This window comes from Riemerella columbipharyngis (assembly GCF_900101995.1).
GTDB lineage: Bacteria > Bacteroidota > Bacteroidia > Flavobacteriales > Weeksellaceae > Riemerella > Riemerella columbipharyngis.
In genome coordinates, this window is record NZ_FNAS01000011.1 from 1 (window position 1) to 25,697 (window position 25,697).

The following is a 25,697-nucleotide window of genomic DNA, read 5'->3' on the forward strand; positions in this document are numbered from 1 at the left end:
GTACTCTTGATGATGAATATATCAAAGAAATAATCGAAGACCAAGGGAAAACTTAAATTTTAGAACTCCGAAAGACCGATTTTATCAATGCGTCGCATTGGTTGGTTGAATGTATCCACTAATAGAAAAAATGCCGCAGTAGGCAGAAGTATAGACCTATGCTTGTACTCTTTTGTAAAAATAGATTTTCTTATAAAATAAAGTTTAATTACATTTTAAGTTGCTAATATATATAAAAATAATAGGTTGAGTTTTTTTGTTATACTATTTTTTATTTTAGCTAAAACATTAAAATTTTATTTTTATGATAAAAAAGTTCTAATCAAAAATATCTAAACGAATTTTATAGTTTATCTCTTGTTTTTTCATCAAATATCCCTAACTTTGCAATATAGCTTTTGAAATGAATCTGAAAAAGATATTTTTGTTATTGTGTAGCATTGTTCTGGTATTTCCCTCTTTGCAGCTGTCGACTTCCACTAAGCAGAATTGCTATGCTATGCTTTCTCATAGAGGAAGTTGCAAGATGATGCAACATTTATATGGAAATATGAAATGTTGTAACTCATCTTCTAAAAAACCTCAAAAAGATCATTGTAAAGATAAAGGCGGCTGTACTTATTGCCAATGTTCCATTGCTAAAATTATTCCTTTTGAACATAAAATAGAATCTTCTACAATCCTGTTTTTCAAACCTAAAGAAAAAAATAGCATAGAAATTGCCACTAGTTTTACAGATATTTTGCTTTCTATTTGGCGACCACCCAAGATAGCTTAATTATTTCCATTTTTACACAAGATTATTGCAATTTACTAGTTTACTTTTTTCCGATGAAAAAAATTGGGAGAGTTTGTGTTACATTATTAAATTAAACAAAATGAAAATATTTAAGCTTGTATTCTGTTTGCTTTGGAGTGTTGTCGCATTTGCACAATCAAGTCCGAGTAAACCCGTTAAAGAATATACATTAACCATAACAAAAGGACAAATAAACAAGGCCGGTGTCCATACGAACGGGATGATGGTAAACGGCTCTGTTCCTGGACCTACTTTAGTCTTCAATGAAGGAGACTCAGCGGTGATACATGTGGAAAATAAAATGTCAGTGCCTACTTCCGTCCATTGGCACGGGTTGCTTTTACCTAACTATGAAGACGGCGTACCTATTCTTACAACGCCACCTATAGCCCCGCACAGTACATACACCTACCACATTCCGCTAAGGCAGTCGGGTACTTATTGGTATCATTCGCATACGATGTTGCAAGAGCAGAAAGGCGTTTACGGCTCTATCGTTATTTTGCCGAAACAAAAAAGTATGGATTACGACAAAGACCTGGTAATCGTGCTTTCCGATTGGACTAATGAGCGTCCGGAGGCTATTCTTAAAAACCTAAAACGCGGTAATGAGTGGTATCAAATAAAGAAAGGAACCGCAGTACCATTGAGCCAAGTCATCTCTCGCGGAGCATTGGGGGCGCAGCTGAAGATGTGGCGTGATAGGATGGAAGCCCCCGATATTGCAGATGTCTATTATCCCGCATTCCTTACCAATGGCAAGAAAACAGCAGAGTATCCGGATTTGAAGCCCGGAGAAAAAGTGAGACTTCGGTTCATTAACGCCTCTGCATCTACTTATTTTTGGTTGGATTTTGGTAAAGCCAATCCTTTGCTCATATCTGCCGACGGCATAGATGTGCAACCTGTCCGCAAAAATCGTTTGCTGATGGCAATCGCAGAAACTTATGACTTTATCGTACAAATACCCGACGGAAAGCTCGAAATTTCAGCTACGGCTCAAGACGGCTCGGGGCATACCTTGCTGCATTTGGGTAGCGGTAAGCTGATACCGGCAAGCATTATCGATAAACCAGACAAAATAGAAATGATGAAGGCAATATCTGAAATGGATATGAAAATGGGTGCTCCGGCATTAGCTTGGAATCCTAAGAAAGCAGAGCCTAAAAAGCAGATGGAACACTATGGTATGAAAATGTCTCATGACAATCATAGCAGAATGGATATGCACCACGATATGATGATGCCGACGGATGAACACAAAGAACATAAAGAACACGGGCATTCGCACGATATGCACCAAATGTCTATGCACAGCCATACCAATATGTCGGCTTCGGAAGTTTTCACACCGCAGGAGCGGGAGAAATATTTTAACTATGATTTTCTAAAAGCCCAAGTCCCATCTGTATTTGATAAAAATTTGCCAGTAAACCATATATTACTGAATTTGACAGGAAATATGGAACGCTATGTTTGGAGTATGAACGGTGTCCCCATATCCGAAGCGGATGAAATTACAATAAAAAAAGGCGTTATCACCCGCATCACGCTCAACAACCTTACGATGATGCACCACCCAATGCATTTGCACGGGCATTATTTCCGTGTGATTAGTAAAAACGGAGATTATTCTCCGTGGAAGCATACTGTAAATATACCGCCAATGCATAAATTGACCATAGAATTGGTAGGAGATGAAAGCGGAGACTGGTTTTTCCACTGTCATGTTCTGTATCATATGATGTCGGGAATGACTCGTATTTTCACCTACAATACCCCTCGCGATGTGCGGCTACCTTATGATAAGACTAAAATAAAGACAGAAATGGATCCCTATTTCAGCTGGGGAACATTGGCTACTGGCTCTAACTATTCAAGTATAAACTGGACTTACAGCAGTATTCGCAACGAATGGGATATCTCTGCAGAGGCGGACTATCGGGGTAGGTTTGAGGCAGAACTGAGCTACAACCGCTACCTTAATGATTGGGTACGTACTTATCTGGGAGTGAAGTCAGAGAAATATAATATAGGTAAAGATTACCAAGAGTCTTCACCTGTACTGAAAGCAGGACTAAAATATTTTACGCCGTATCGGTTTTATACGGATATTAGTATTGACAGCCGTTGGCGTCCCTCTTTTAAAGTAGGGCGGGAGCTGTTGCTTTTTCCGCGATTGTTTTTTAATGCCTCTTATGAATACACCGCTGACTTTGGTTGGACAAAATCTTCAGGCAAAAAATATACAGGAGAAACCAAATGGGAGCTTGGTATGGAGTATATGCTCTCACGGGATTTTTCTTTAGCGGCAAGCTATCACAACCTTTATAAATGGGGTGGAGGATTAGTGCTAAGGCTTTAGAGATAGTTTAAGTTAAGTTGTTACAGCCCCAGACTCCGACTTTATAAAGTCGGAGTTTTTTCCTTCTAAAATAAATTTTTAACCTGTATAAACTTTATTTTTGCAATAATAAATATAAAAAATGAAAGCCTTAATAGGAGCTACTGGTGCAACGGGAAAAGAATTATTGTCGTTATTATTGGAAGACAAGAATTTTTAACAAGTGGATATTTTCATCCGCCGAAAAGTAAGCTTAGAACACCCTAAATTGAGAATGCACATTGTAGATTTTGAAAAACCCAAACAATGGAAATCCCTCGTGAAAAACAATATGCTGTTTTCCTATCTGGGAACGATACTAAAAGCGGTAGAGAGCAAAGAGGCACAGTGAAACGCGAACTTACCTATTTGTAGAATATGCTAAGGAAAACAGCGAAGAAAGTTATGTACTAGTGTACTCGGAAGGAGTCTCTCCTAAATCCGTATTTTATTATGCTAAAATAAAAGGGCTATTGGAAGAAACTGTTATAAAACGGGAGTTCGGTAAAACCATTATCCTCAATCTTCCGCCATTGATAAGGGAAAATACCGACAAAAAATTGAAGTGTAGGGTATCATAATGATTAAGTTTTTCAACACACTCAGATTTTACTGAAATCGTTCAAATCTCTGTCCAAACCCGCTTTGAAAAAAAAGATAAAAGTCTTAAAAACATCGGGATGCAGTCTTCATTTCGTTAAAAAATTCAATAAATACAAAAAAAATAAACGTTAATATTATTAGAAAAATATGTTAAAAACATTAAAAATACAGTGCAAGAAGAATTGCGGATGCTCGAAGAAAGCTCGAAAGCATTGCGTATAATTATATTTTATGCTAAATCAATTTCTTATAAAAAAAAATTAATTTTATCTCCCAAAAAACGACAGCAATCTACATTTTAAAATTAACAACAGCTCTTTTTATTATCATTAACAGCTCAACTGGCTTTCTGACAAAACAATAAAACAGATTGAAAAAAAGACGAACTAAAAGGCAAAGTAAAAATAGTAGAAGAATCCGTTTATATCGCCAAAGAGAAATCAGGTAAAACCCCAAAGAGGGATTTGCAGCGAAGAATTGTTTACAAATACAATAAAACAGAACAAGCTGAGTATAATTTGAATTGAAAAAAAAATTGCTAAATACGATGAAAAAGGCAACAAAACAGAAACAGCATTTTATAACGCCGACGATAGTTTGAAATAGAAAGAAATTTATAAGCACGACGAGAAAGGAAACAATACAGAATCAGAATCCTATTACACCAAAGAAACACCATTTAATAAAAGTATTTATAAATACAATGAAAAAGGGCAGCAAGTAGAAAGGGCAATGTACGACAATAGAGGAAATTTTTGAATGGAAAATCGATTATAATAAGTATGACGAAAGGGAAAATCTCGAAGAATTAGCTTGCTATTAATTATGCTAACAATAAGTTAGTTTGGAAACATATTTACGCATACAATAAAGAAGAAAATTAGACAAAGGACGCAAATTATGATACCGATGGTAGATTGAATAGAATGTTTATTTACAAATATGATAAGCATGATGAAAAAATAATTGGGTTCTACAAATAAAATACTCCCAAAGTGACAAAAATACAACTATCCACCCCACCCACATCACCGAACGAAAAATAGAATATTAGTCTTAAAATAATTTACAAAAAAGCTAAGTTCTAATAAGCATATTGAATAGATCTTGTTTAAAAGCAAATCAACCCGTATTTGAGGTAAAAAAATAGTAGAGAACATAGCCATTCTCTGGGTACTATGCTTCATCTTTTTCAAAAATCAGTTCAAATGGTTCTTGAATATACTTTGTTGCCATTCCATTGAAGGATTGCATAAAATTCCTAAACCTCTTGTCTATATTATTCATATTCCGAAATAGTCGTTATATCATTGATTATCATATCTTTTTTTCAAAATATACAATACTTAACTATAGTAATTACTCTGCTTATTATCTGTGAAATTAGTAATTTCTCCTTTAATGGGAGGTTATCAATAAGTGATTAAACGTATTTCTTTACACAAGTTGTACATATTGTCCGAATACTTTGGAAAAATGTAAAATGTTTTATATATTTAGGAAATTTTATTTTACATTTGCAATGCAATAATTTTTAAATACACTTATGGAAACAAAATTTTTATTACCACACCGCATAAAATACTTTGGTTGGGTATTAATGGCTTTAGCAACAATTTTTTGGATTTGATCAGGATTCTTACCAGACAATCAATTTCCTTATTAGTGGAATTGTTTTTTCTATTATCGGAGATTATAATTCATTCGGTGAGAACGTTTATTTTAAGTTTATCTACACCAATCTCACCTACACCGTAGCAGCCTTTGCATTTATTATAGGTCGCTTATTGATAGCATTCTCTCGGGAAGTAGTAGAAGACGAGTTTATTGCCAATCTGTGCTTACAATCGTTCCAGTCGGCATTTTTAATTAATTATGTGGTGCTTTTCTTACTGTTCGTTTTTGTTTACAGAATATCCTTTTTATGAATGATGGCTTATCAGATGTTTTTAATACTTATTTTGTTTATTATACTGTTTCATTATTTACTATCAAAAAATAAAAATTAGCATGAAAAATACGATAAAAGTACAGCGTGCCATCAAAAACATTACACAGAAGGAATTGGCTAAAATCATCTCCGTAAGCCGTCAGACTATTAATGCAATAGAAAAAAACAAGTGTATGTACCTTCTACGATTTTGGCATTGAAAATAGTCCATTATTTCGAAAAATCCATAGAGGAAATTTTTATACTAGAAGAGGAAGATTAGTTTTTCTCTAAATTCTAAAATATTAAAAGTAAAAAAACAAGGAAACATACAAAGCAAAAAAATAATATATATAGGCTAAACGGATAAAAAAATGTTTAGAAGAGAAGTATAAGCCTTCTGTTAAAAATTAAAATCTAAGAATTTTATAATATAATATTTTATTATAAAAGCTTATTTTTTCAGTTATTTACACTATAAATATTCGTAACTTTATAGAAATCTACAAATTAAGTTACTATGAAAATTATCCAACCAACATTACTGACAATCAGTGGCAATTTATAAAAAATACTTTGGATTTCAACAATAGAAAGTGAAAATATCATTTGAAAATCGTCTAAAATGCCATTGTGTACATAGTGAAAACGGGCTACTAATGACGGAAGCGTCCTAATGATTTTCCAAAGTGGGAACTGGTTAATTACTACTACAGCAAATGGGCAAAAACGGATTTCTGTCAGTAATAAAAAAAAACAAATTCGACTATTTAATCAATGTAGCGATACAAAGTTCAGAAAAGAAAAACAGATTTTCAGACTGTTTTCAAAAGACTGATTATAGAACGCATCTTTTCATGGTTTGACAAAGACAAAAGACTAAAACTATGCAGAAATTAAGAACTTCTGACAGAAAAACTCAGAAAATAGAGATTAATTATCCGACATAAAACTTCTACTCAATAAAATTTAACTATAATCTTAACAAATATAGAGAAAAAATAAGAGTTAAAATTCCTCTAAAACTCTATTATAATTTTCCTAAATTTGTAGAGAATTAAATTTTATTAAAAATGATAAAAATAGCTATCGCCTGCGACCATGCAGGATTTGAATACAAAGAATACCTTAAAAAACAACTTTCTGAGAAATACGAAATACAAGACTTCGGAACACATTCCTCCGATTCTGTGGATTATCCCGATTTTGTGCATCCTGCCGCTAATTCTGTAGAAAGCGGAGAAAACACTTTTGGGATTCTCATTTGCGGAAGCGGACAAGGAGTGCAGCTCTCGGCGAACAAACATAAAAATATCCGCTGTGCTCTATGCTGGATGCCCGAGCTTGCTGCACTCTCACGCCAGCACAATAACGCCAATATGCTCGCAATGCCGGCACGATTTATCGCAAAAGAATTGGCTTTAGAAATAGCAGAAACATTCATCAATACCAATTTCGAAGGAGGAAGGCACGAACGCAGAGTAGAAAAAATTTCGGCGTGCTAAAACACTTAATACATAAAAATACACCTACACAAAATGGCTAAAAAAAGAAAATTTATCTCTAAAAAAAATGATAAAAAACTTAGAGAGATAGGACGCTTGATCCTTAATTTTATGAATAAAAATTCCGCTAAAATCTACAATTACAAACAGATTTCAGACGGAATAGATTACAAAAATCCCCGCCAGAGAGAACAAGTAATACAAGCCCTGCACAAGCTCATCGCAGACGAAAAAATAAAAGAGGCGGAAAAAGGCAAGTATATCATTAACCTAAAAATAAAAGGCACTCTTACGGGCATCATAGATTTTAACCTATCCGGAAATGCCTATGTGAGAGTAGAGGGCTTAGACGATGATATTTTCATACATTCCAGAAATGTAAAAGATGCTCTACAAGGGGACAAAGTCCTTATCGTAACTTATCACTTCAAAGAAAAAAAGCTCGAAGGCTCTGTCTTAGAAGTTTTGGAGAGAAATAGAGAGGAGTTCGTGGGAATATTTGAGTTTATCAAACATAAAGATTTTGGCTTCGTCGTCTGCGACAAAAAACAAATCAACACAGACATCTTCATTCCTAAAGGAAAAATAAACAATGCAAAAAATGGAGATAAGGTTTTAGTGAAGATGACCGATTGGAAACCTGACTCTAAAAATCCGGAAGGCGAAATCATAAAAATTCTCGGCATACCTGGCGAACACGAAACGGAAATCCACTCCATACTATCGGAATACGGACTACCGTACAGCTTTCCCGAAAATGTGGAAACAGAGGCTCGGAACATAAACCGCAACATTTCCCCCGAAGAGCTGAAAAAACGCCGTGATATGAGAGACATCTGCACCTTTACCATAGACCCAAAAGATGCCAAAGATTTTGATGATGCATTATCCATAAAGAAACTGAAAAACGGGCATTGGGAGATTGGTGTCCACATTGCAGATGTTTCCCACTATGTTACCCCGGGAAGCTGTATAGACGAGGAAGCGTACCAAAGGGCGACCTCTGTTTATCTGGTAGATAGAGTAGTGCCTATGCTTCCGGAAGTACTGTGTAACGACGTTTGCTCTCTTCGTCCAAATGAGGACAAATATGTTTTTTCTGCAGTTTTTGAAATCAATGATAAAGCCGAAATCGTAAAAGAGTGGTTCGGGAGAGCAGTCATACATTCAGACAGACGGTTTACCTACGAAGAAGCCCAAGAGCGTATAGAAACAGGCATTGGCGATTTTTCAGAAGAAATACTACAGCTGGATAGACTTGCTAAAATTCTTAGAGAAAAACGAATAAAGAACGGTGCCATCACTTTCGACAGAAGCGAAGTCAAATTTAATCTCAATGAGCAAAATGAACCTATTGGGGTTTATTTCAAAATCTCTAAAGATGCCAACCATCTGATAGAAGAGTTTATGCTTTTAGCCAATAGAAAAGTATCCGAATTCATATCCCAAAGCAGCAAAGGCGTTCCTACGGGAAAAACATTTATATACAGAGTCCACGATGATCCGGATCCTACCAAATTGGAAGCACTTCGGGATTTTGTAACAACATTCGGATACAAAATGGACTTGGCCAACAGCAAGAAAATTGCCAATAGTATGAACAACCTTCTCAGCGCCGTAAAAGGAAAAGGCGAAGAGAATATGATAGAAACCCTCGCAATGCGATCTATGAGCAAAGCATTCTACTCTACCGAGCCTATCGGGCATTACGGGCTTGGTTTCAGTTTTTATACCCATTTTACTTCACCTATCAGGCGGTATCCGGACCTTATTGCCCACAGATTGTTGCAGCATTATTTAGACAAAGGCAAATCACCTGATAAAGCCAGCTACGAAGAGAAATGCAAACATTGCAGTCAAATGGAGCGATTGGCGGCAGATGCAGAGAGAGATTCCATCAAATTTATGCAAGTTAAGTTTATGGACAAGCATATAGGAGAGGAGTTTACGGGCGTGATATCCGGCGTTGCAGAGTTCGGATTTTGGGTACAGATTCCCGAGAATGGAGCAGAGGGACTCATCAAGCTAAGAGATTTAATGGACGATTCTTATCAATACGATGCCAAATCTCACGCTGTGTACGGCATAAGAACCCAAAACCAATACCGTCTGGGAGATGAAGTGAAAATAAAAGTAATGAAGGCAAACCTGATACAAAAACAATTAGATTTCAAAATTGTGAAGTGATAAAATAAGTTTTTCTTACTTTTGTATATGTTTTTGGGCAAAATTTTGTCTTGATTTAATGAAATAGAAAATGTTTGAATTGATTATTTCCGCCGTTGGACTTGGGCTGATGCTGAGTTTGGTTTTTATAGGACCAATTTTCTTTCTACTAATAGAAACAAGTTTCTCGCGAGGTCCGAAACACGCATTCTCACTGGATATGGGTGTAATATCGGCGGACATAATGTGTATTTTGGTAGCGTATTTTGCAAGTGATGATTTAGTGGAAATCATAGACAAGCACCCTGGTTTTTACAGAATTACAGCATTTATCATCTTTATCTACGGCATCTATATGATTGTTTCTAAAACCAAAATGCACATAGAAGGAGAAACCAAAATCATTAATCAAAATTATTTCAAAACCTTTATTAATGGTTTTCTTCTCAATATTTTGAATATTGGCGTAGTGCTGTTTTGGCTGGTAACCGTTATTTCCGTAAGAAACCAATATCCTAATCCTCTTAAATTCATGCTCTATGTAGGGATTATGATTGCCACCTATGTAGGGATAGACATTATCAAAATTGCTTTGGCGAAAAGGCTTCACTACAAACTCACCCAAAATGTCGCCAATAGAATTCGAGATATTGTAGGCGGCATTCTCATTGTTTTCAGTGTATTTATCTTCCTTCAAAGTTTTAAGAAATTTAACCGTTTCGACAGAGAATTAGAAAGAAGCGGCTATATGAAAGATTCTACAAAACATAAAAATGAAATACCCCATCAGTCCAAAGAAATTAACGAAAGGAGATAAAATCGCCGTAATCTCACCGGCAGGAGCTACGGAACTCTCTCAGATAGAAAATACCCTTCGGCTCATAAAAAATAGGGGATACGAGCCTGTTTTATCGGAACATTGTTTAGGTCTATTTGATGAGCAAGGCTATGCCTATTCCGGCACCGAAGCCGAAAGGCTGTCCGACCTTCAGTGGGCAATGAACAGTCCTGAATTTTCCGCCATTTGGGCAACCCGCGGGGGATATGGCTGCCAGCATCTCATAAAGCATCTGGATTTGTCTCAATTTAAAAATAATCCTAAATGGTATATAGGCTATTCGGATAATACCGCTATGCAAAGTTTTTTACTTAAAAGTGGCTATCAAAGTATTAGTGGACAGACGCTTAAAACTTCATCTTTCGGAGTTTGTGATAAGGCATATCCTATGATATTTGACATCCTCGAAGGCTTTAAACCTAAGTTTTTAGTTGAAGAAAATCAATACAATGAAATTGGGCATACAAAGGGACAAATAGTCGGGGGAAACTTAGCACTTATTTACGCTCTATTGGGAACACCTTTTTCATTTGATTTCAAAGACAAAATCCTTTTTATAGAGGAGATTGGAGAACACTTTTATGCTTTGGATAGAATGCTTATGGCGCTTGATTTAGCCGGTGTTTTTGAAAGTATAAAAGGTATCATTGTCGGAGGAATGACCAATATGGGGGAGGAGAGCAATAACGATTCTTATTCCTCTTCTTTCGATGAAAAAGCCTATCAAATCATTGCGCACCGCCTTAAAAATTATCGAATACCTAAACTTTTCGGATTTCTTAACGGGCATATCTACGAAAATCAACCTATCATCATCGGTGCAGAGGTAGAATTGACAATAGATAAGATATCATCGGTGATTTTCTAATGCGATTCACTAACTTTGCAATCAATCTTTAATTTACTAAATCCCTTTAGATGAAACAATATACCTCTAAGCGCAGTGTTCAGATTTTAGCCCATTTACTTACGCAGTACGGCATTAGCAATATCGTGATTTCGCCGGGCTCTCGGAATGCCCCTTTGGCAATACATTTCACAGAGTTTGATGAGTTTAATTGTTACAGCATTGTAGATGAAAGAAGTGCCGGATTTGTGGCTTTGGGGATGGCGAAAAGTCAGAAAAAGCCGGTAGCCGTATCGTGTACCAGCGGCTCTGCGGCAGTTAATTATTATCCTGCGGTGGTAGAAGCTTTTTATCAAAATATCCCTTTATTAATCCTTACGGCAGACCGCCCTTCGGATTACACCGATATTTTTGATGGTCAGACAATTAGGCAAGAGGAATTGTTTCACCAACACTCTTATGGGGATTTTCAGTTGTTGGAAGATAGTAAAGAAAATGCTGATGAAATCAACTTCAACAGCATCAAAAGAGCGATAGAACTTTGCATAGAAAAGCAAGGTCCGGTACACATCAATATTCCTCTGGAAGAGCCTCTGTACGAACTGGTGCCGGAACTTCCGGTGATGCCTTCCGTAGAAAAAACAATCCCTAAAAAGAAGTATGAAATACCCGGACGGCTGGTCGCCACTTGGAATACAGCCAAAAAAATAATGATTCTGGTAGGGACGATGGATAAAAACCCCAAACTGGAAATATGCCTTTTTCAGTTAGCAAAAAACAATAATGCCGTAATTCTTACAGAATCTAATTCTAATCTATATAATGAAAAATTTTTCAATCATATAGACCGGTATATCTTCAATTTTTCCGAGAAAGAATTTCAGAACTATGCCCCGGATTTACTCATTACCATCGGGCAAAATGTTGTGTCAAAAAAGATTAAACAACTATTGAGGAAAACCTTAATCCCTAATCATTGGCACATAGACCCCTATTGGCATCCGGATACATATTTCGCTTTATCAGAAAAAATCCCTGCCAAGGCAGACGAATTTCTACCCCAGTTTATTCAAAAAATTAAAATTAAGCCACAACCTTATTTTACACTTTGGGAAAGCCTAAAAGACAAGATAGACCGCAAACACCGTGATTATTGCATACAAGCGCCTTTCTCGGATTTTAAGGCTTTTGAGATTATTTCAAACTATATCCCGGAACAATATGACATTCATTTTTCTAATAGCTCTTCCATAAGGTACGCACAACTTTTCAACTTTTCCGAAAAGAATAAAGTCTATTGCAATAGAGGAACCAGCGGGATAGACGGCTGCACTTCCACAGCGATGGGATATGCAATAGCAAACGAAAATCCAACCCTATTGATTACCGGCGACATTAGTTTTTTCTATGATATAAACGGGCTTTGGAACCAGTATATTCCGCCATACACGAGAATTATTTTGCTAAATAACGGCGAAGGTAATATATTCCGTATCATTCCCGGACCGAATACGACCAATGCCGTAGATGAATTCATTGCTACAGAACACGCTAAGAATGCGGAAACTTTGGCTAAACATTTTGGTTTTAATTATTTCCGTGCAGAGGACTTACCGAGCCTCGAACGAAGTATAGAGAATTTCTTTAAGCCGGAACATAAGCCAAAAATATTGGAAGTCTATACCAAAAATTGCCCAAATGCCGATACCCTGAAAAATTACTTCCAAGCGATGAAACTCAATTCGGAAAATTAATAATTTTATCGATAGGGTAGGGGACTGCCTCTTCTAAATCGTTCATCGCATTGATGAGTTTGAAGTGGGAAAAATCAAGAATATGCCTGAGGCTGATGTCGGCCTCCGTAATTTTATTTTGAGCAATTAAACGCTGTCTTTGCACCCCATTAAGCAAATATGTTTTTGGGGTAAACCATTGGCTTCCATCAAAAAAGATAATATTAGAATAAGACGAATCCGTAATCTTGTTTCCTTTCAATATTATGATTTCCTGTGCTTTAGACGCCTGTTTCATTTCGCTGAATATTGTTCTATTTTCGTATTTGAGGTGATAGTCTATTCCCGAATTTTCCATTAGCTCAAAATTCTCTGCAATAGCCGGCTGATAAGGGATAAGCTCTACCTTAATACTACTACGAAGGTCATATACAACTCTCATTTTATATTTTCCAAAATCCGGTATTTCTATATTAGATAAAATATTTTCTAAAGAGAAAGAGCGTTTTCCTGTCTTTTCAAAAAATGTTCTATCAATACGCTCTTGATGCAAATCCAATAAATAAATCTGACGGTCTTGTGCCTTAATGCTTTCAATAAATCGGGACATAGATTTTGTTTTTCATCTCTTCGTATTCACTATCCAAATCGCTCATATGCGTAATGCCGCCGCCGCTTTTGAAATACAGCTTTCCGTCGTGGTTTTCTATAAACCTTATCATCACACAGGTGTCTAAATCTTTCCCATCAAAATAGCCACAAATTCCCGTATAGTAGCCCCTTTCATAATCTTCTGCCTCTAATATAATTTCTAAAGTTTTGGGCTTCGGCGCCCCAAGTATGGAGCCTGCCGGCAAAAGTTTTTCTAAGAGAGAACCAATATTTTTCCGATATTTAGGCTTAATAATACCTTCAATATCAGAGCTCATCGCATAGAGATTTTTATTCGTTGTTTTCAGATAATCTATCCTCTGGAAATGCTTTAGCCGTACTTCATCTGCCACCATACTAAGGTCATTCCTCAATAAATCCACTACTGTATAGTGTTCTGCTTTTTCTTTAGTATCGTTCTTTAGTTTTTGTTCTGCATCAGGGATATCTGCATCTATGGTTCCTTTCATCGGACAAGTAGAAATGACATTGTCCTTAATCTCCACAAAGGTTTCCGGTGAGAAAAACACGAACTTATTCGGATACAGCATTTTATACTTCGCCTCCGCCTTATCAAAAATATTTTTAAGCGAAAGATTGGTTTCCACAAGGGTCTTAGCCGTATAGTTTACGAGATAGGAATCTCCTCTTCTTAGGTGTTTTTGAACCATATTAAAGCCTTTTTCATAAGCCTCTTTAGTACACGGATAGGCTTTCCATTCTATATTCTCTATGCCGCTCTCTGCTGGATTTTTATTGGTTTTATAGTTTGGGAAATCTACTTCTATACCGCTATTTGTTAATTCTTTTTCCGAAAAAACCTCTGCCTCATCAGCTAAAAAATTGATGATGAAAAAGAAAGGCATAGCACTCTCCGAGTATTGATCCATTATTCTAAAAATGGAAGAAGACGAATGTTTCATTATACAAAAATATAAAAATAAAGAGAAGCGAGAAACCGAGCTGTATCCTTTGTGGGGTATCACTGTTTGTAATTCGTTGGGTATTTCTTTATTTGAATATTTATTCTTTATTTTTGCATAAATATTTTATCTATGGAACCTTTGAAAAATTATCGTAAAGAGAGTATGGAAGCTGTAATAGGAAATGCCTTTAGATATTGGTACAAAACTATTTTTTTTCAGCTGATATTCTCTCTTATTTATTCCATAATGCTTTTTATTTTTATTTCTACAGCTATAAAAATGTTAGGCTTAGAAGAGACTTTTCATAAATTCACTTTAGCCGTTACAAAAAACAGTAATCCTGAAGCTATTGCAAAAAAATTAGAGCGTCTTTTAGAAAGCCAAGAGGTACAGTATCTGATGTTTTTCATCATTTTCATCAAAGCCTTGCTGTATCCTCTGAATATCGGATTTTTCCGAATATATAACAATATGGATTTGGGTATCCGCCCAAGAGTTTCGGACTTGTTTGAGGGATTTAGGGGTAATAATTTCCCTATTTTCTTTGGGTACTATCTATTTTGGATAGTTGTATCCAGCCTAATTTCTTATGTTAATTTAGGCTTTGTTTGGGTGTTCTTTACTTTCTTAATTTCACCTATTCTATTCTTCCAGAAATGCGGAATTATTAAGGCTTTTAAGGTCAATATTCAATTTCTCAAAATCGATTTTCCAATGGTATTAGTAGGGGTCTTGATATCCCTTCTGTTCAGCTATTGCGGACTTTTATTCTTTGGAATTGGGCTTTTACTGACATTCCCTTTTTGGAATGCGATGATTTATGCCGTCTATAAAAATATGAACTAACTTTTAATTTTATTATAAACAAACTTATGTCAAGAATACTTACAGGAATTCAGTCCACAGGTACGCCTCATCTCGGCAATCTTTTAGGTGCGATTATTCCCGCCATCGAATTAGCAAAAAAACCGGAAAATGAGTCGTTTCTATTCATTGCAAATATGCACTCTCTTACGCAAATAAAAGATGCGGAAATGCTCAAAAAAAATACTTACGAGATAGCAGCGGCGTGGCTGGCGTGTGGCTTGGATACGGATAAAACTTATTTCTACCGCCAGAGCGATATTCCTGAAGTTTGTGAGCTATCTTGGTATCTGTCTTGTTTTTTCCCTTACCAGAGACTTACATTAGCTCATTCCTTTAAGGATAAAGCAGATCGCCTCGCAGATATCAATGCAGGGTTGTTTACCTATCCTGTCCTTATGGCAGCGGATATTTTGCTCTACGATGCAGAGATTGTCCCTGTAGGCAAAGACCAACTCCAACACTTGGAAATGGCAAGGGATATGGGTGCGAGATTTAACCATCAGATGGGAGAAGTATTCGTATTACCACAAGAAGATTTGCAAGAGAATACTAAGTATGTGCCGGGTACCGATGGCAACAAAATGTCTAAATCCAGAGGAAATATCATCAATATATTCCTGCCTGAGAAGCAACTAAAAAAACAAATTATGTCCATAGAAACGGACTCTAAAACCTTAGAAGAGCCTAAGGATCCTGATACCGATAAGGTTTTTGCTATTTATCAGCTTATCGCCAGTGATGATGAAACTGCAAGTCTTAGAGAAAAATACTTAGCTGGAAACTTTGGCTATGGACACGCTAAAACAGAACTCTTAAATCTTATCTTAACCAAATTTGAGAAAGAGCGAGGATTGTACGACTATTATATGACTAACCTCGACGAGCTGGAAGAAAAATTACAAGAGGGTGCCAAAAAAGTTCGCCCGATAGCTTTAGAAACTTTATCTCGGGTGAGGAAGAGCTTGGGCATCATTTAAAATCTAAAAAACGAAAAGTGAGCAAAAATATAATTGCTCACTTTTTTATTTTCTGTAAAAATTTCTTTCAGAAACAAAAACCGGCTTTCATAAACAAGCCAAAAATCCAAAAACTATCTTTTTTCGACTATATATATCAAACTTGAAAATTCACCCGATTTTAATGCCTTAAAATTAGAAATCGCTCCGAAAACGAATCCTTTCAACCAAAACAACATCGATTTTTTGTATTTTTCACTTAACATAGAAATATAAAACGAGTCGAGTAGAAGAGGCTTTATATCTATCACTTTCCAAAAAGAATTGTTCATTAGATTTTGCATCCCTTTTCTTGAGAAATGAAAAATATGCCTTGGTACATCATAAGCAGCCCAAAATTCTTTATACCTTCGTCCATCGTAAGAGGTATAATTGGGAACCGCTATAATAAGTTTTCCTTTCGGTTTCAGTTTAGAATAAAACAATTCCAATATGTCTTTTTGCTCCTCTATATGCTCAAAGACATGCCAAAGTGTAATCACATCTAAAGAGTCTCGTACTATTTCTCCCACACTATCCAAAAACTCGGCTCTCTGGAATTTACTTTTTGCAATAGCTCTCGCCTTTTCGTTGGGTTCGTAGCCATAAGTTTTGTATTCTTTTTCTATAAACTTCACAAATTCTCCGGCACCACATCCGTAATCTAAAACCACAGAATCGGAATTCAGCCCCACGGAATCCAATATATTCTTTTTGTATTTTAGGTTGTAATGCTGAAAAAACTTATAAACCCGCTCTTTTATTCCCTTCCCATCTTGATTATGCGAAATGTATTTTTTGCTATTATAATAGTTTGCTATATTGTGGGGAATAGGATTTGTTTTCATCACACCTTCCACATCCGTTTCTATTATTTCAAAAACTTCCTGCGATAGAAAATGATCTTTTACTTTCATTTTTTTGTCAATCTATATTCTAATGTTCCACGTGAAACATTTCTTTTTATCTTCCTAAAAATATCAATAAAACATTAATATCTGCCGGTGAAACTCCACTGATTCTACCAGCCTGAGCTATTGTCTTTGGCTTCACTTTATTCAGCTTTTGTTTTGCTTCTGCGGATAAACTACTAATCTTTCCAAAGTCAAAATCATCAGGAATTTTGATATTTTCCAGCCTTTGTAGTTTCGCTACATTTTCCTTTTCTTTTTCTATATATCCTCTGTATTTTATATTGATTTCTGCCTGCTCCCGAACCTCATCCGAATAGACAGAAGATTTTTCTTTAATTTTGTCAAGTTTTTCTAATTTTTCCAAAGACATATTGGGTCTCGTGAGGATTTGTGATGCTCTGTAAGCTTGATCCACAGGGGAAGAGTTGATAGTCTCTAATAACGGATTGATTTCTTTGGGTTTTAGAGAAGTTTCTTTTAGAAAGTCTTCCAGTTCCTGGCTTTGCTTTATTTTTTCTTCCACTTTTCTCATTCTATCCTCCTTAGCTAAACCCATTTTATAGGACATTTCCGTAAGCCTAATATCGGCATTATCTTGTCTTAAAAGTAATCTGTATTCGGCACGAGAAGTAAACATTCTATAAGGTTCTTCCGTTCCTTTTGTGATAAGGTCATCTATAAGCACACCTATATAAGCCTCGTCTCTGCTAAGGATAAATTCATCTTTCCCTCTAACTTTATTATGGGCATTAATCCCCGCAATGAGTCCTTGTCCTGCCGCTTCTTCATATCCGGTAGTTCCGTTAATTTGACCTGCGAAATAGAGATTTTCTATTAATTTTGTTTCTAGGGTATGTTTCAGTTGGGTAGGAGGGAAGTAGTCGTATTCTATGGCATAACCTGGGCGGAAGACTTTTACATTTTCAAAGCCTGGAATGTGCCTCATTGCTTGTATCTGAATCTCTTCTGGTAGGGAAGAACTAAAGCCATTAACATAAATTTCTATGGTTTTCCAACCTTCGGGTTCTATAAAAAGTTGATGTCTGTTGCGTTCAGCAAAACGATTGATTTTATCTTCTATACTTGGGCAATATCTAGGTCCTATACTTTGAATTGTACCATTAAACATTGGGCTTCTATCAAATCCAGATCTTAAAATATCGTGTACAGTTTCATTGGTGTAAACAATGTGGCAAGAGCGTTGTTTTTTAAGAATAGGCGTATCTAAATAAGAGAATTTTTTAGGATTAGGATCACCAGGTTGCTCTTCCATTTTAGAATAATCTAAACTTCTGCCGTCTACTCTTGGTGGTGTTCCTGTTTTCATTCTTCCAGCTTCAAAGCCTAAATTTACCAATTGTTCTGTAATACCATAAGCTTTTGGCTCACCCATTCTACCGCCGCCCAATTGCTTATCACCTACATGGATTAACCCATTGAGAAAAGTTCCATTGGTTAAGATAACAGATTTTCCTTTTATTTCTATCCCTAAAGAAGTGATGACACCAGTGACTTTATTTCCTTCGATAATTAATTGCTTTACCATATCTTGAAAGAAATCCAAATTCGGTGTGTTTTCTAGGGCTAAGCGCCATTCTTCTGCAAATAGCATTCTGTCATTTTGTGTTCTTGGCGACCACATGGCAGGACCTTTGGAAAGATTAAGCATTTTAAATTGTATTGCAGATTTATCCGCAATGATCCCGCTATATCCACCCATGGCATCTATTTCTCTCACGATTTGTCCTTTGGCAATTCCACCCATGGCAGGGTTGCAACTCATTTTTCCGATAGTTTCCATATTCATAGTGATGAGTAGGGTAGAAGAGCCTAAATTAGCTGCTGCTGCTGCTGCCTCACAACCTGCATGACCAGCACCTACAACGATGACATCGTATATTTGATTAATCATATTTTAAGTATCGTATTGATTGTATTTAGTAAAAATTTAATTAATGTTTCACGTGAAACATTGGAAGTTTTTATATGAAGAATATTATGAGTTATTCAATGTGTTCCATAAATTCAAATATTCATCTTCTTTATTTCGCATTTCTGACGCTTCTTGTTCAGTTTTGTCTTTATATCCACAAAGATGTAATATACCATGCACTAAAACTCTGCGAAATTCCTCATCGTAAGATTTGGATAGAGTAGAGGCGTTGTCCGAAATGCGCGACAAAGATACAAAAATATCACCGTTTATCGTAGACCCCTTTACATAGTCGAAAGTAATGATGTCCGTATAATAATCGTGCTGAAGATAGTCTTGGTTTATTTTCAATAAGTAGTCATCATCACAAAGTATATAGTTGATATCACCTACTTTTTTGTGTTCGTTTACTATGACTTGCTTTAGCCAATGTTCTATGGCTTGGTCTATGGGTGTGGGTTCGATAGATTCAAAGAAAAATTGTATCATTTTTTTATTATAAAATTCTAAAACCAGTGTCCTAAGACTACATTGAACATTCCTTTATTAGGGTTTAATGCCTTACTATAATTGAGTCTAATCTGTCCAAATGGTGACTTATAACCCACAGTAATCCCTAAGGAACTATGGTTGATTTGAAGTATTTGGTTCATATTAATTTCTTCAAAAATGTTGGCTAAATCAGCATTAGCAATGATAAAATAGTTTTTATCAAATTTAAATTGTAAATTTTGTCTAGCGATTAGTACATTAGAACTACTTAAACTTCCGAAGTAATATCCATTTAGTCCTATAAAATTATTAACTTTTTGTTCGAATATTCCACCAGGTCTGTAAAGGTAATAGGCAGGCAATTGCTGGTCATTAAGGGTAAAGCCCCCAAATAGATTCAGTTGGTAGGTTAAGAATTTAGCAATTGGGAAATTAAACCTTAAGTCCCCTTTTACTTGGATTGGTTTTTTATCAATATCTTCGTTGAATAAGTCTATTATTTTACCTTCGGCGTCCATATAGATACCTCGTGTAGGGAAATTTTTATCGTCTTGAGTATCACTTTTTATAAAGACATAAGAGTTAAAGTATTTTTTTGTTGGTACTCCATTATTCTGTATTTTGTATAAATCTAAACTTAAACCACCACCAATGGCATAGCGGTCTTTCCATACAGATTGTACGAAAATATCGCTTCGGAACCAGTTCCATTTCTCGAATATATCTCCCTTCGAATCTTTGAGAGAAAGCTGCATTCCTGAAGCCGAAATACCTCCACCCGGAATATATCCATTATCTATTACATAATTAAAGTAATAACGAGGGTTGTCTCCCAATACCACATCAAAGGAAGTGATGGAGTTTCTGAATAAAAATCTTTTCGCAGTAGCATTTACCAAAAATCCACTCTTAAAAACCTCATCATAGTGAAGTCCTAATTTTATGAAAAATCTGCTCTTGTCCTCTGTTACTGTTAATTTAAGTATATTATGATTATCACTTTGGATTATATCGTAATTGATTAAATTGTAATTATTAGTAGCATAGAGTTTATCAATCATTTTATTTATAGTTCCGTAAGTCTGTATAGAAGGGAGTTTTAGATTCATTTTACCTTGTATATAGGCTTTATTAAATACTTTGCTTTGTAAAACTTCCAAGCTGTCTATTCTATAGACATTCTGAAAAATATCATTAGTTTTTGGTCTAAGATATTTTACTTTTCTTTTAGGTAACTTGTTGAGTATATCCACATATTTCAGCGTTTCTGCATAGCCGGAATCTAATATTCTCTTTTTGTCTCCATAGCTCGTTGCATCGAGCCCGTCTAAATTAGGGTGGATGTTAATGTCTGTATATAAATATTGGTTTTTAGTTTCCTCCTGTATTCCAAAATCTATGACCTGATTAAGAATACTCACCGCACTCTGCAAATCTTCCCTTTTTGCAAGCTCTTGACTGAGATCTACCCCAACTACGATATCCATTCCTTTTTTCTTTTTAAGTGGTTCCGAGGGATAATTCATAGTCATCGCACCGTCTATATAGAGACTGTCTCCTATTTTTACAGGATCCATTAGAGAAGGATAGGCGGCACTTGCCATTATCGCATTTACCAGATTTCCTTTTTGAAAAATTTTCTTCTCCCCGGTTTCCAAGTTTGTGGCGACACACATAAAGGGAATAGGCATTTTGGAAAAATCCTCAACATTAGAAGTGTTCTTTAGCAGTTCATTCAGCATATAGACATTTTTCTGCCCTGTAGATATAGCCTTAGGCAAAAATATAACCTTGCCGTCTTTGATAGGAAAGGTAAACATATACCTATCATTGGTTTTATTGAAAAAAGGAGTCTCCTTACGGTTTTTTTCATTGGCAATAATTTTGTAAAAATCGGTGTTCAAAATTATTTTCTCTATTTCTTTCCCCGTGTACCCCGATGCGTATAACCCACCAACGATAGCTCCCATACTCGTTCCAGAGATATAATCTATCTTTACTCCGAGAGAGTCCAAAACTTTAAGAGCCCCTACATGAGCAAAACCCTTTGCACCGCCACCTGCCAAGGAAAGCCCTACTTTGGCATCGGGTGTTATAGCAATCTGGTTTCTCACCTGTGCACCGAGAAACCCTGTAATTATCAAAAGAATAAAGGAAAATATTTTCATCATACCGAAATAACATTATATAGGCTAAATCTCTGCAAATGATTAGGCAAAGATAAAGTATAAAAATGAATTACACCTGACTATGGGAATTTTTGTTTCGCTAAATATATAGAAAAAGAATGAATTAAAAACTAATTAGATAGCTTTTTGAAAGAAATTCAAGGGTATTAATGTATTAGAAAAATACTCTTTTATTATTAAAATTTTTATATTATTTTTGCGATAAATCAAATTTGTTTAATTATGAAGTATTATTTAGAGTGTTTAAGAAACTATGCTACCTTTAGTGGTAGAGCGAGAAGAAGTGAATATTGGTACTTCTACTTGTTTAATTTCATTTTTGCGTTAGTAGCAATGGGTATAGATAACTTGTTGGGACTAACTATAGAAAATCTACCATACGGGGTTGTTTATACTCTTTATGGTTTGATAACTCTTATTCCGGGATTAGCTGTTACAGTACGAAGACTTCATGATGTTGGTAAAAGTGGTTGGTTTATTCTTATAGGTTTAATTCCTATAATTGGAAGTATTTGGCTAATTGTTCTAATGTTTACCGACGGAAATAAAGGACCAAATATGTATGGAGAAGATCCTAAAAATTAGGTTAACTGAAAATAAAATTTTAACTAAAGCTGAGAATAAATATTTCAGCTTTTTTTAGCTCCATATCCTATATCTGTATTTTCTTATCTCAATATTACTCCATCAAAAAATTAAAAATCATTATCTTTGCCGATTACTGAATATCTTATATGAAAAATATTAGAAATTTTTGCATTATAGCGCATATAGACCATGGTAAATCAACTCTGGCAGACCGTCTTTTGGAGTACACCAATACCGTTACGCAGAGAGAATTACAAGCACAAACTTTGGACGATATGGAGCTGGAAAAAGAGCGTGGTATTACCATAAAATCCCACGCCATACAAATGGACTACGAGTATAAAGGTGAAAAGTATATTTTCAATCTCATTGATACACCTGGGCATGTGGACTTCTCTTACGAGGTATCCCGTTCCATAGCCGCTTGCGAAGGAGCATTGTTGATAGTGGATGCTGCACAGAGCATACAGGCTCAGACGATTAGCAATCTTTATCTGGCATTAGAAAATGATTTGGAAATTATTCCGGTACTCAATAAAATAGACCTTCCTTCTGCAAATCCTGAAGAAGTAACCGATGAAATAATGAATCTCATCGGCTGCAAATACGAAGATGTCCTAAGAGTTTCAGGAAAAACAGGAGAAGGCGTACACGAGCTTCTGGAGCAAATAGTAGAAAGAATACCTGCGCCAAAGGGTAACCCCGATGCACCGCTACAAGCTCTAATATTTGACTCTGTATATAACCCATTCCGTGGAATAGAAGCCTATTTCAAGGTGGTAAACGGAAAAATAAAAAAGGGAGAGAAGGTGAAGTTTATAGCAACAAACAAAACCTATGAAGCCGATGAAGTAGGAACCCTCAAACTAAAACAACAGCCGAAAAAAGAAATAAAATGCGGCGATGTGGGCTACATTATTTCCGGAATAAAAGATGCCCGAGAGGTAAAAGTAGGTGATACCATTACAAGCGTGGAAAACCCTGCCGATAGCCCAATAGAAGGTTTCGAAGAAGTAAAGCCAATGGTATTTGCCGGTATTTACCCTGTAGAAAGTGAAGATTTCGAAGAACTAAGGTCTTCATTAGAAAAACTTCGTTTGAATGATGCTTCTCTTGTATTCGAGCCAGAGAGTTCTGCCGCATTAGGCTTTGGGTTTAGATGTGGTTTTTTGGGAATGCTTCATATGGAAATAGTGCAAGAAAGACTGGACAGGGAATTTAATATGAATGTCATCACTACCGTGCCCAATGTTTCTTACCACGGCTATACCAAAAAAGAACCCGAAAAAACAATCCTTATCAACAATCCTTCGGAAATGATGGATCCAAGCGTGATGGATAGGGTAGAAGAACCTTATATCAAAGCTTCCATCATTACCAAATCTGATTTTGTAGGAGCGGTAATGACACTGTGTATAGAAAAGAGAGGGGAAATAGTGAACCAAAGCTACCTCACGGCGGACAGAGTGGAATTGGTATTTAATATGCCTCTCGCCGAAGTCGTTTTTGATTTCTACGACAGACTTAAATCCATATCCAAAGGCTATGCTTCTTTTGATTATCATCCAATTGGATTTAGAGCTTCCAAGCTTGTGAAAATGGATATCCTCATCAATGGCGATATGGTAGATGCTTTATCATCACTAATACACCAAGACAATGCCTATGGCATTGGTAAAAAGATGTGTGAAAAACTACGAGAGCTTATCCCAAGACAACAGTTTGATATTGCAGTACAAGCCGCTTTGGGAACTAAAGTAATCGCAAGGGAAACTATAAAAGCTTTGAGAAAAGATGTTACAGCCAAGTGCTATGGTGGTGATATTTCCAGAAAACGAAAACTTCTCGAAAAACAAAAAGAAGGTAAGAAGAAAATGAAACAAATAGGTCGAGTAGAAGTTCCTCAGTCTGCCTTTATGGCGGTACTTAAGCTTAATGATTAGGCTTAAAAATTTTTGATAAAGAAAAAGATTAAATCATCAAGAGAAATTATCCTTGATGATTTTTTTGTATAGGGCTAAAATTTTTGGTTCTTCGTTTTCCCAACAGAAAACTTTGGAGGCTCTGTCAAGCTCAGGAAGATAATGTTCTCTCCCGTTATCAAGTACTTTATCTATATGCTCTGCAATTATTTTTGGGGAATGATTATCAATCATTTCACCGATCTTAAAATCCTTATGAATTCTCTGCATTTCGGGGAAGTTAATCATCACGATAGGAACTCTGGCTTGTATATAATCACAGACTTTGTTCGGTAATGAATAAAGGTAGCTTACACCTCCGTTTTCTTCAAGGCTCAAACCCACATTAGCCGTTTGAGTCAATTTCCTAAGTTCCTGCGGAAGAAGCCGCCCTGCAAAATGAACACAATGCTCTAAACCTAAATCCTTAGCAAGTTTTTCATATTCGGATTTCTTAGGACCATCTCCCGCAATCTTGAGAATGGCATTTTGATTTCGAAGATGCTTCATTGCCATAATAGCTTTGTCCAAACCTCTTGAGGGATTGATAGCCCCTTGGTAGAGAATTATTTTTTTATCCGTTTTGGAAAATTCGGGAATGGTATCAATCCTGAAAGGAATATTCCTTACCACAATAGAATGTACACCGTATTTTTCTTTGAACCAATTTGCATAGCTTTGGCTTTCGGTCATCATATATTGTAAATTTGGCAGTGTTCTTTTTTCCAAAAACCGCCATACCTTCTGTGTCCATCTCCCTTGTATGGCAGGCATTTCGGTAAATATCTCGTGGCTATCAAAGAGCAGAGGTATTTTATTTTTCTTTGACAATAAATAGTTTGGCAGCAGAGCATCTAAATCATTGGCATGAAGCACCGTATCACAGGATATTCGTGCACTAAGTTTAGAATAAAGTTTATAATTAAACTCTACATAAGCCCCTCTCAGAGTCTTGGATTTCAAATGTATTCTTTCTACCGGATAAGGACGCTCCAGCGGCGTACAATCTCCCCAGTCATTACCTATGAGGGTGAGTTTATACCCTGTATTGTGTAGTGTTCTACAAACTTTTTCTATTCTTTGGTCTGTGGAAAGATTGCTAAATGCCGAGACAAGAATTTCCATCTACCCGTTTTTTGAAAGCTTTATCAAATAATAGACTTGTATAAAAGAAAGAAGAGCATTTGGGATAATGATAGGCCATAGCACCGTATCGTTCATCGCACCATAGATGACGAAACAAATACACCCGATAAGGTTCACGATACGAATATGTTTAATATTTTTAAGTACAAAACTAAGTACTATAAAAACCGATGCAGCATAGCCTATATATTGAATAATAGTAGGACTCATTTAATAAGATTTATGCAAAAA

General features: G+C 35.9%; 22 protein-coding genes. 14 read left to right on the forward strand and 8 right to left on the reverse strand.

Annotated elements, in window-relative coordinates:
• Positions 1-499: 499 nt before the first annotated feature.
• The 10 genes from BLS89_RS06770 (at position 500) to menD (ending at position 12,825) form a co-directional block, all read left to right on the forward strand.
• Positions 500-778 (forward strand): hypothetical protein, encoded by a 279-nt coding sequence (locus tag BLS89_RS06770; protein WP_143017742.1) that lies wholly within the window; start codon positions 500-502, stop codon positions 776-778.
• Between the two features lie 100 nt (positions 779-878).
• Positions 879-3,164, forward strand: coding sequence for a multicopper oxidase domain-containing protein (locus BLS89_RS06775; RefSeq protein ID WP_092736863.1), 2,286 nt, complete (start codon positions 879-881; stop codon positions 3,162-3,164).
• Positions 3,165-3,366: 202 nt separating this feature from the next.
• Positions 3,367-3,534, forward strand: a complete 168-nt coding sequence (locus tag BLS89_RS10645) for a Rossmann-fold NAD(P)-binding domain-containing protein (RefSeq protein ID WP_176763265.1) — start codon at positions 3,367-3,369, stop codon at positions 3,532-3,534.
• Between the two features lie 61 nt (positions 3,535-3,595).
• Positions 3,596-3,763 (forward strand): hypothetical protein, encoded by a 168-nt coding sequence (locus tag BLS89_RS10650; RefSeq protein ID WP_176763266.1) that lies wholly within the window; start codon positions 3,596-3,598, stop codon positions 3,761-3,763.
• Between the two features lie 2,032 nt (positions 3,764-5,795).
• On the forward strand, positions 5,796-5,936 hold the full coding sequence (locus BLS89_RS06780; protein WP_394330515.1) for a helix-turn-helix transcriptional regulator: 141 nt from the start codon (positions 5,796-5,798) through the stop codon (positions 5,934-5,936).
• Positions 5,937-6,788: 852 nt separating this feature from the next.
• Positions 6,789-7,220 (forward strand): ribose 5-phosphate isomerase B, encoded by a 432-nt coding sequence (gene rpiB / locus BLS89_RS06785; RefSeq protein ID WP_092736865.1) that lies wholly within the window; start codon positions 6,789-6,791, stop codon positions 7,218-7,220.
• A 33-nt stretch (positions 7,221-7,253) separates the two neighbouring features.
• Positions 7,254-9,407: a ribonuclease R gene (rnr, locus tag BLS89_RS06790; protein ID WP_092736867.1), complete on the forward strand. Its 2,154-nt coding sequence runs from the start codon at positions 7,254-7,256 to the stop codon at positions 9,405-9,407.
• A 70-nt stretch (positions 9,408-9,477) separates the two neighbouring features.
• Positions 9,478-10,203, forward strand: a complete 726-nt coding sequence (locus tag BLS89_RS06795; RefSeq protein ID WP_092736869.1) for a LysE family translocator — start codon at positions 9,478-9,480, stop codon at positions 10,201-10,203.
• The gene (locus BLS89_RS06800; RefSeq protein WP_092736871.1) at positions 10,160-11,092 is read left to right on the forward strand and encodes a S66 peptidase family protein; all 933 of its coding nucleotides are present in this window, start codon (positions 10,160-10,162) and stop codon (positions 11,090-11,092) included. Before BLS89_RS06795 ends, BLS89_RS06800 begins: the two co-directional genes overlap by 44 nt.
• A gap of 50 nt (positions 11,093-11,142) precedes the next feature.
• Complete coding sequence (menD, locus tag BLS89_RS06805; RefSeq protein ID WP_092736873.1) at positions 11,143-12,825, forward strand: 2-succinyl-5-enolpyruvyl-6-hydroxy-3-cyclohexene-1-carboxylic-acid synthase; 1,683 nt, start codon at positions 11,143-11,145, stop codon at positions 12,823-12,825.
• Here menD and BLS89_RS06810 read toward each other — a convergent pair.
• Together BLS89_RS06810 and BLS89_RS06815 are read right to left on the reverse strand one after the other, a co-directional pair.
• Positions 12,809-13,414 (reverse strand): aminotransferase class IV, encoded by a 606-nt coding sequence (locus BLS89_RS06810; RefSeq protein ID WP_092736875.1) that lies wholly within the window; start codon positions 13,412-13,414, stop codon positions 12,809-12,811. The two genes, menD and BLS89_RS06810, sit on opposite strands and share 17 nt — an antisense overlap.
• Positions 13,398-14,378, reverse strand: a complete 981-nt coding sequence (locus BLS89_RS06815; protein WP_092736877.1) for an aminodeoxychorismate synthase component I — start codon at positions 14,376-14,378, stop codon at positions 13,398-13,400. Before BLS89_RS06815 ends, BLS89_RS06810 begins: the two co-directional genes overlap by 17 nt.
• 132 nt (positions 14,379-14,510) lie before the next feature.
• Here BLS89_RS06815 and BLS89_RS06820 point away from each other — a divergent pair, with 132 nt between their 5' ends.
• Together BLS89_RS06820 and trpS are read left to right on the forward strand one after the other, a co-directional pair.
• On the forward strand, positions 14,511-15,227 hold the full coding sequence (locus BLS89_RS06820) for a hypothetical protein (protein WP_092736878.1): 717 nt from the start codon (positions 14,511-14,513) through the stop codon (positions 15,225-15,227).
• 26 nt (positions 15,228-15,253) lie between these two features.
• Positions 15,254-16,225 carry a tryptophan--tRNA ligase gene (gene trpS / locus BLS89_RS06825; RefSeq protein ID WP_092736880.1) on the forward strand — a complete coding sequence of 324 codons (972 nt, stop codon included), beginning with the start codon at positions 15,254-15,256 and terminating at the stop codon, positions 16,223-16,225.
• 113 nt (positions 16,226-16,338) lie between these two features.
• Here trpS and BLS89_RS06830 read toward each other — a convergent pair whose 3' ends face one another.
• The 4 genes from BLS89_RS06830 to BLS89_RS06845 form a co-directional block, all read right to left on the reverse strand.
• Positions 16,339-17,160: a class I SAM-dependent methyltransferase gene (locus BLS89_RS06830; RefSeq protein WP_092736882.1), complete on the reverse strand. Its 822-nt coding sequence runs from the start codon at positions 17,158-17,160 to the stop codon at positions 16,339-16,341.
• A 46-nt stretch (positions 17,161-17,206) separates the two neighbouring features.
• Positions 17,207-19,069, reverse strand: a complete 1,863-nt coding sequence (gene mnmG / locus BLS89_RS06835) for a tRNA uridine-5-carboxymethylaminomethyl(34) synthesis enzyme MnmG (protein ID WP_092736884.1) — start codon at positions 19,067-19,069, stop codon at positions 17,207-17,209.
• 84 nt (positions 19,070-19,153) lie between these two features.
• Entirely contained in the window at positions 19,154-19,579 is a 426-nt protein-coding gene (gene ybeY, locus BLS89_RS06840) for an rRNA maturation RNase YbeY (RefSeq protein ID WP_092736886.1), read from the reverse strand.
• A 17-nt stretch (positions 19,580-19,596) separates the two neighbouring features.
• Positions 19,597-21,753, reverse strand: a complete 2,157-nt coding sequence (locus BLS89_RS06845; protein ID WP_092736888.1) for a patatin-like phospholipase family protein — start codon at positions 21,751-21,753, stop codon at positions 19,597-19,599.
• A gap of 240 nt (positions 21,754-21,993) precedes the next feature.
• Between BLS89_RS06845 and BLS89_RS06850 the strand changes: the two genes are divergently transcribed.
• Together BLS89_RS06850 and lepA are read left to right on the forward strand one after the other, a co-directional pair.
• Positions 21,994-22,356 (forward strand): DUF805 domain-containing protein, encoded by a 363-nt coding sequence (locus tag BLS89_RS06850; RefSeq protein ID WP_092736889.1) that lies wholly within the window; start codon positions 21,994-21,996, stop codon positions 22,354-22,356.
• Positions 22,357-22,505: 149 nt separating this feature from the next.
• Positions 22,506-24,302, forward strand: coding sequence for a translation elongation factor 4 (gene lepA, locus BLS89_RS06855; RefSeq protein WP_092736891.1), 1,797 nt, complete (start codon positions 22,506-22,508; stop codon positions 24,300-24,302).
• Positions 24,303-24,338: 36 nt separating this feature from the next.
• Here the strand turns inward: lepA and BLS89_RS06860 are convergent, their stop codons facing one another.
• Complete coding sequence (locus BLS89_RS06860; RefSeq protein WP_092736893.1) at positions 24,339-25,445, reverse strand: glycosyltransferase; 1,107 nt, start codon at positions 25,443-25,445, stop codon at positions 24,339-24,341.
• A complete protein-coding gene (locus tag BLS89_RS06865) occupies positions 25,446-25,676 on the reverse strand; it encodes a uroporphyrinogen decarboxylase (RefSeq protein ID WP_092736895.1) in 231 nt (76 codons plus the stop codon).
• Positions 25,677-25,697: the final 21 nt, after the last annotated feature.

Coding starts and splice junctions, on each gene's coding strand:
- BLS89_RS06770 (WP_143017742.1), top strand. CDS start 500: ATGCTTTCTCATAGAGGAAGTTGCAAGATGATGCAACATTTATATGGA.
- BLS89_RS06775 (WP_092736863.1), top strand. CDS start 879: ATGAAAATATTTAAGCTTGTATTCTGTTTGCTTTGGAGTGTTGTCGCA.
- BLS89_RS06780 (WP_394330515.1), top strand. CDS start 5,796: ATGAAAAATACGATAAAAGTACAGCGTGCCATCAAAAACATTACACAG.
- rpiB (WP_092736865.1), top strand. CDS start 6,789: ATGATAAAAATAGCTATCGCCTGCGACCATGCAGGATTTGAATACAAA.
- rnr (WP_092736867.1), top strand. CDS start 7,254: ATGGCTAAAAAAAGAAAATTTATCTCTAAAAAAAATGATAAAAAACTT.
- BLS89_RS06795 (WP_092736869.1), top strand. CDS start 9,478: ATGTTTGAATTGATTATTTCCGCCGTTGGACTTGGGCTGATGCTGAGT.
- BLS89_RS06800 (WP_092736871.1), top strand. CDS start 10,160: ATGAAATACCCCATCAGTCCAAAGAAATTAACGAAAGGAGATAAAATC.
- menD (WP_092736873.1), top strand. CDS start 11,143: ATGAAACAATATACCTCTAAGCGCAGTGTTCAGATTTTAGCCCATTTA.
- BLS89_RS06810 (WP_092736875.1), bottom strand. CDS start 13,414: ATGTCCCGATTTATTGAAAGCATTAAGGCACAAGACCGTCAGATTTAT.
- BLS89_RS06815 (WP_092736877.1), bottom strand. CDS start 14,378: ATGAAACATTCGTCTTCTTCCATTTTTAGAATAATGGATCAATACTCG.
- BLS89_RS06820 (WP_092736878.1), top strand. CDS start 14,511: ATGGAACCTTTGAAAAATTATCGTAAAGAGAGTATGGAAGCTGTAATA.
- trpS (WP_092736880.1), top strand. CDS start 15,254: ATGTCAAGAATACTTACAGGAATTCAGTCCACAGGTACGCCTCATCTC.
- BLS89_RS06830 (WP_092736882.1), bottom strand. CDS start 17,160: ATGAAAGTAAAAGATCATTTTCTATCGCAGGAAGTTTTTGAAATAATA.
- mnmG (WP_092736884.1), bottom strand. CDS start 19,069: ATGATTAATCAAATATACGATGTCATCGTTGTAGGTGCTGGTCATGCA.
- ybeY (WP_092736886.1), bottom strand. CDS start 19,579: ATGATACAATTTTTCTTTGAATCTATCGAACCCACACCCATAGACCAA.
- BLS89_RS06845 (WP_092736888.1), bottom strand. CDS start 21,753: ATGATGAAAATATTTTCCTTTATTCTTTTGATAATTACAGGGTTTCTC.
- BLS89_RS06850 (WP_092736889.1), top strand. CDS start 21,994: ATGAAGTATTATTTAGAGTGTTTAAGAAACTATGCTACCTTTAGTGGT.
- lepA (WP_092736891.1), top strand. CDS start 22,506: ATGAAAAATATTAGAAATTTTTGCATTATAGCGCATATAGACCATGGT.
- BLS89_RS06860 (WP_092736893.1), bottom strand. CDS start 25,445: ATGGAAATTCTTGTCTCGGCATTTAGCAATCTTTCCACAGACCAAAGA.
- BLS89_RS06865 (WP_092736895.1), bottom strand. CDS start 25,676: ATGAGTCCTACTATTATTCAATATATAGGCTATGCTGCATCGGTTTTT.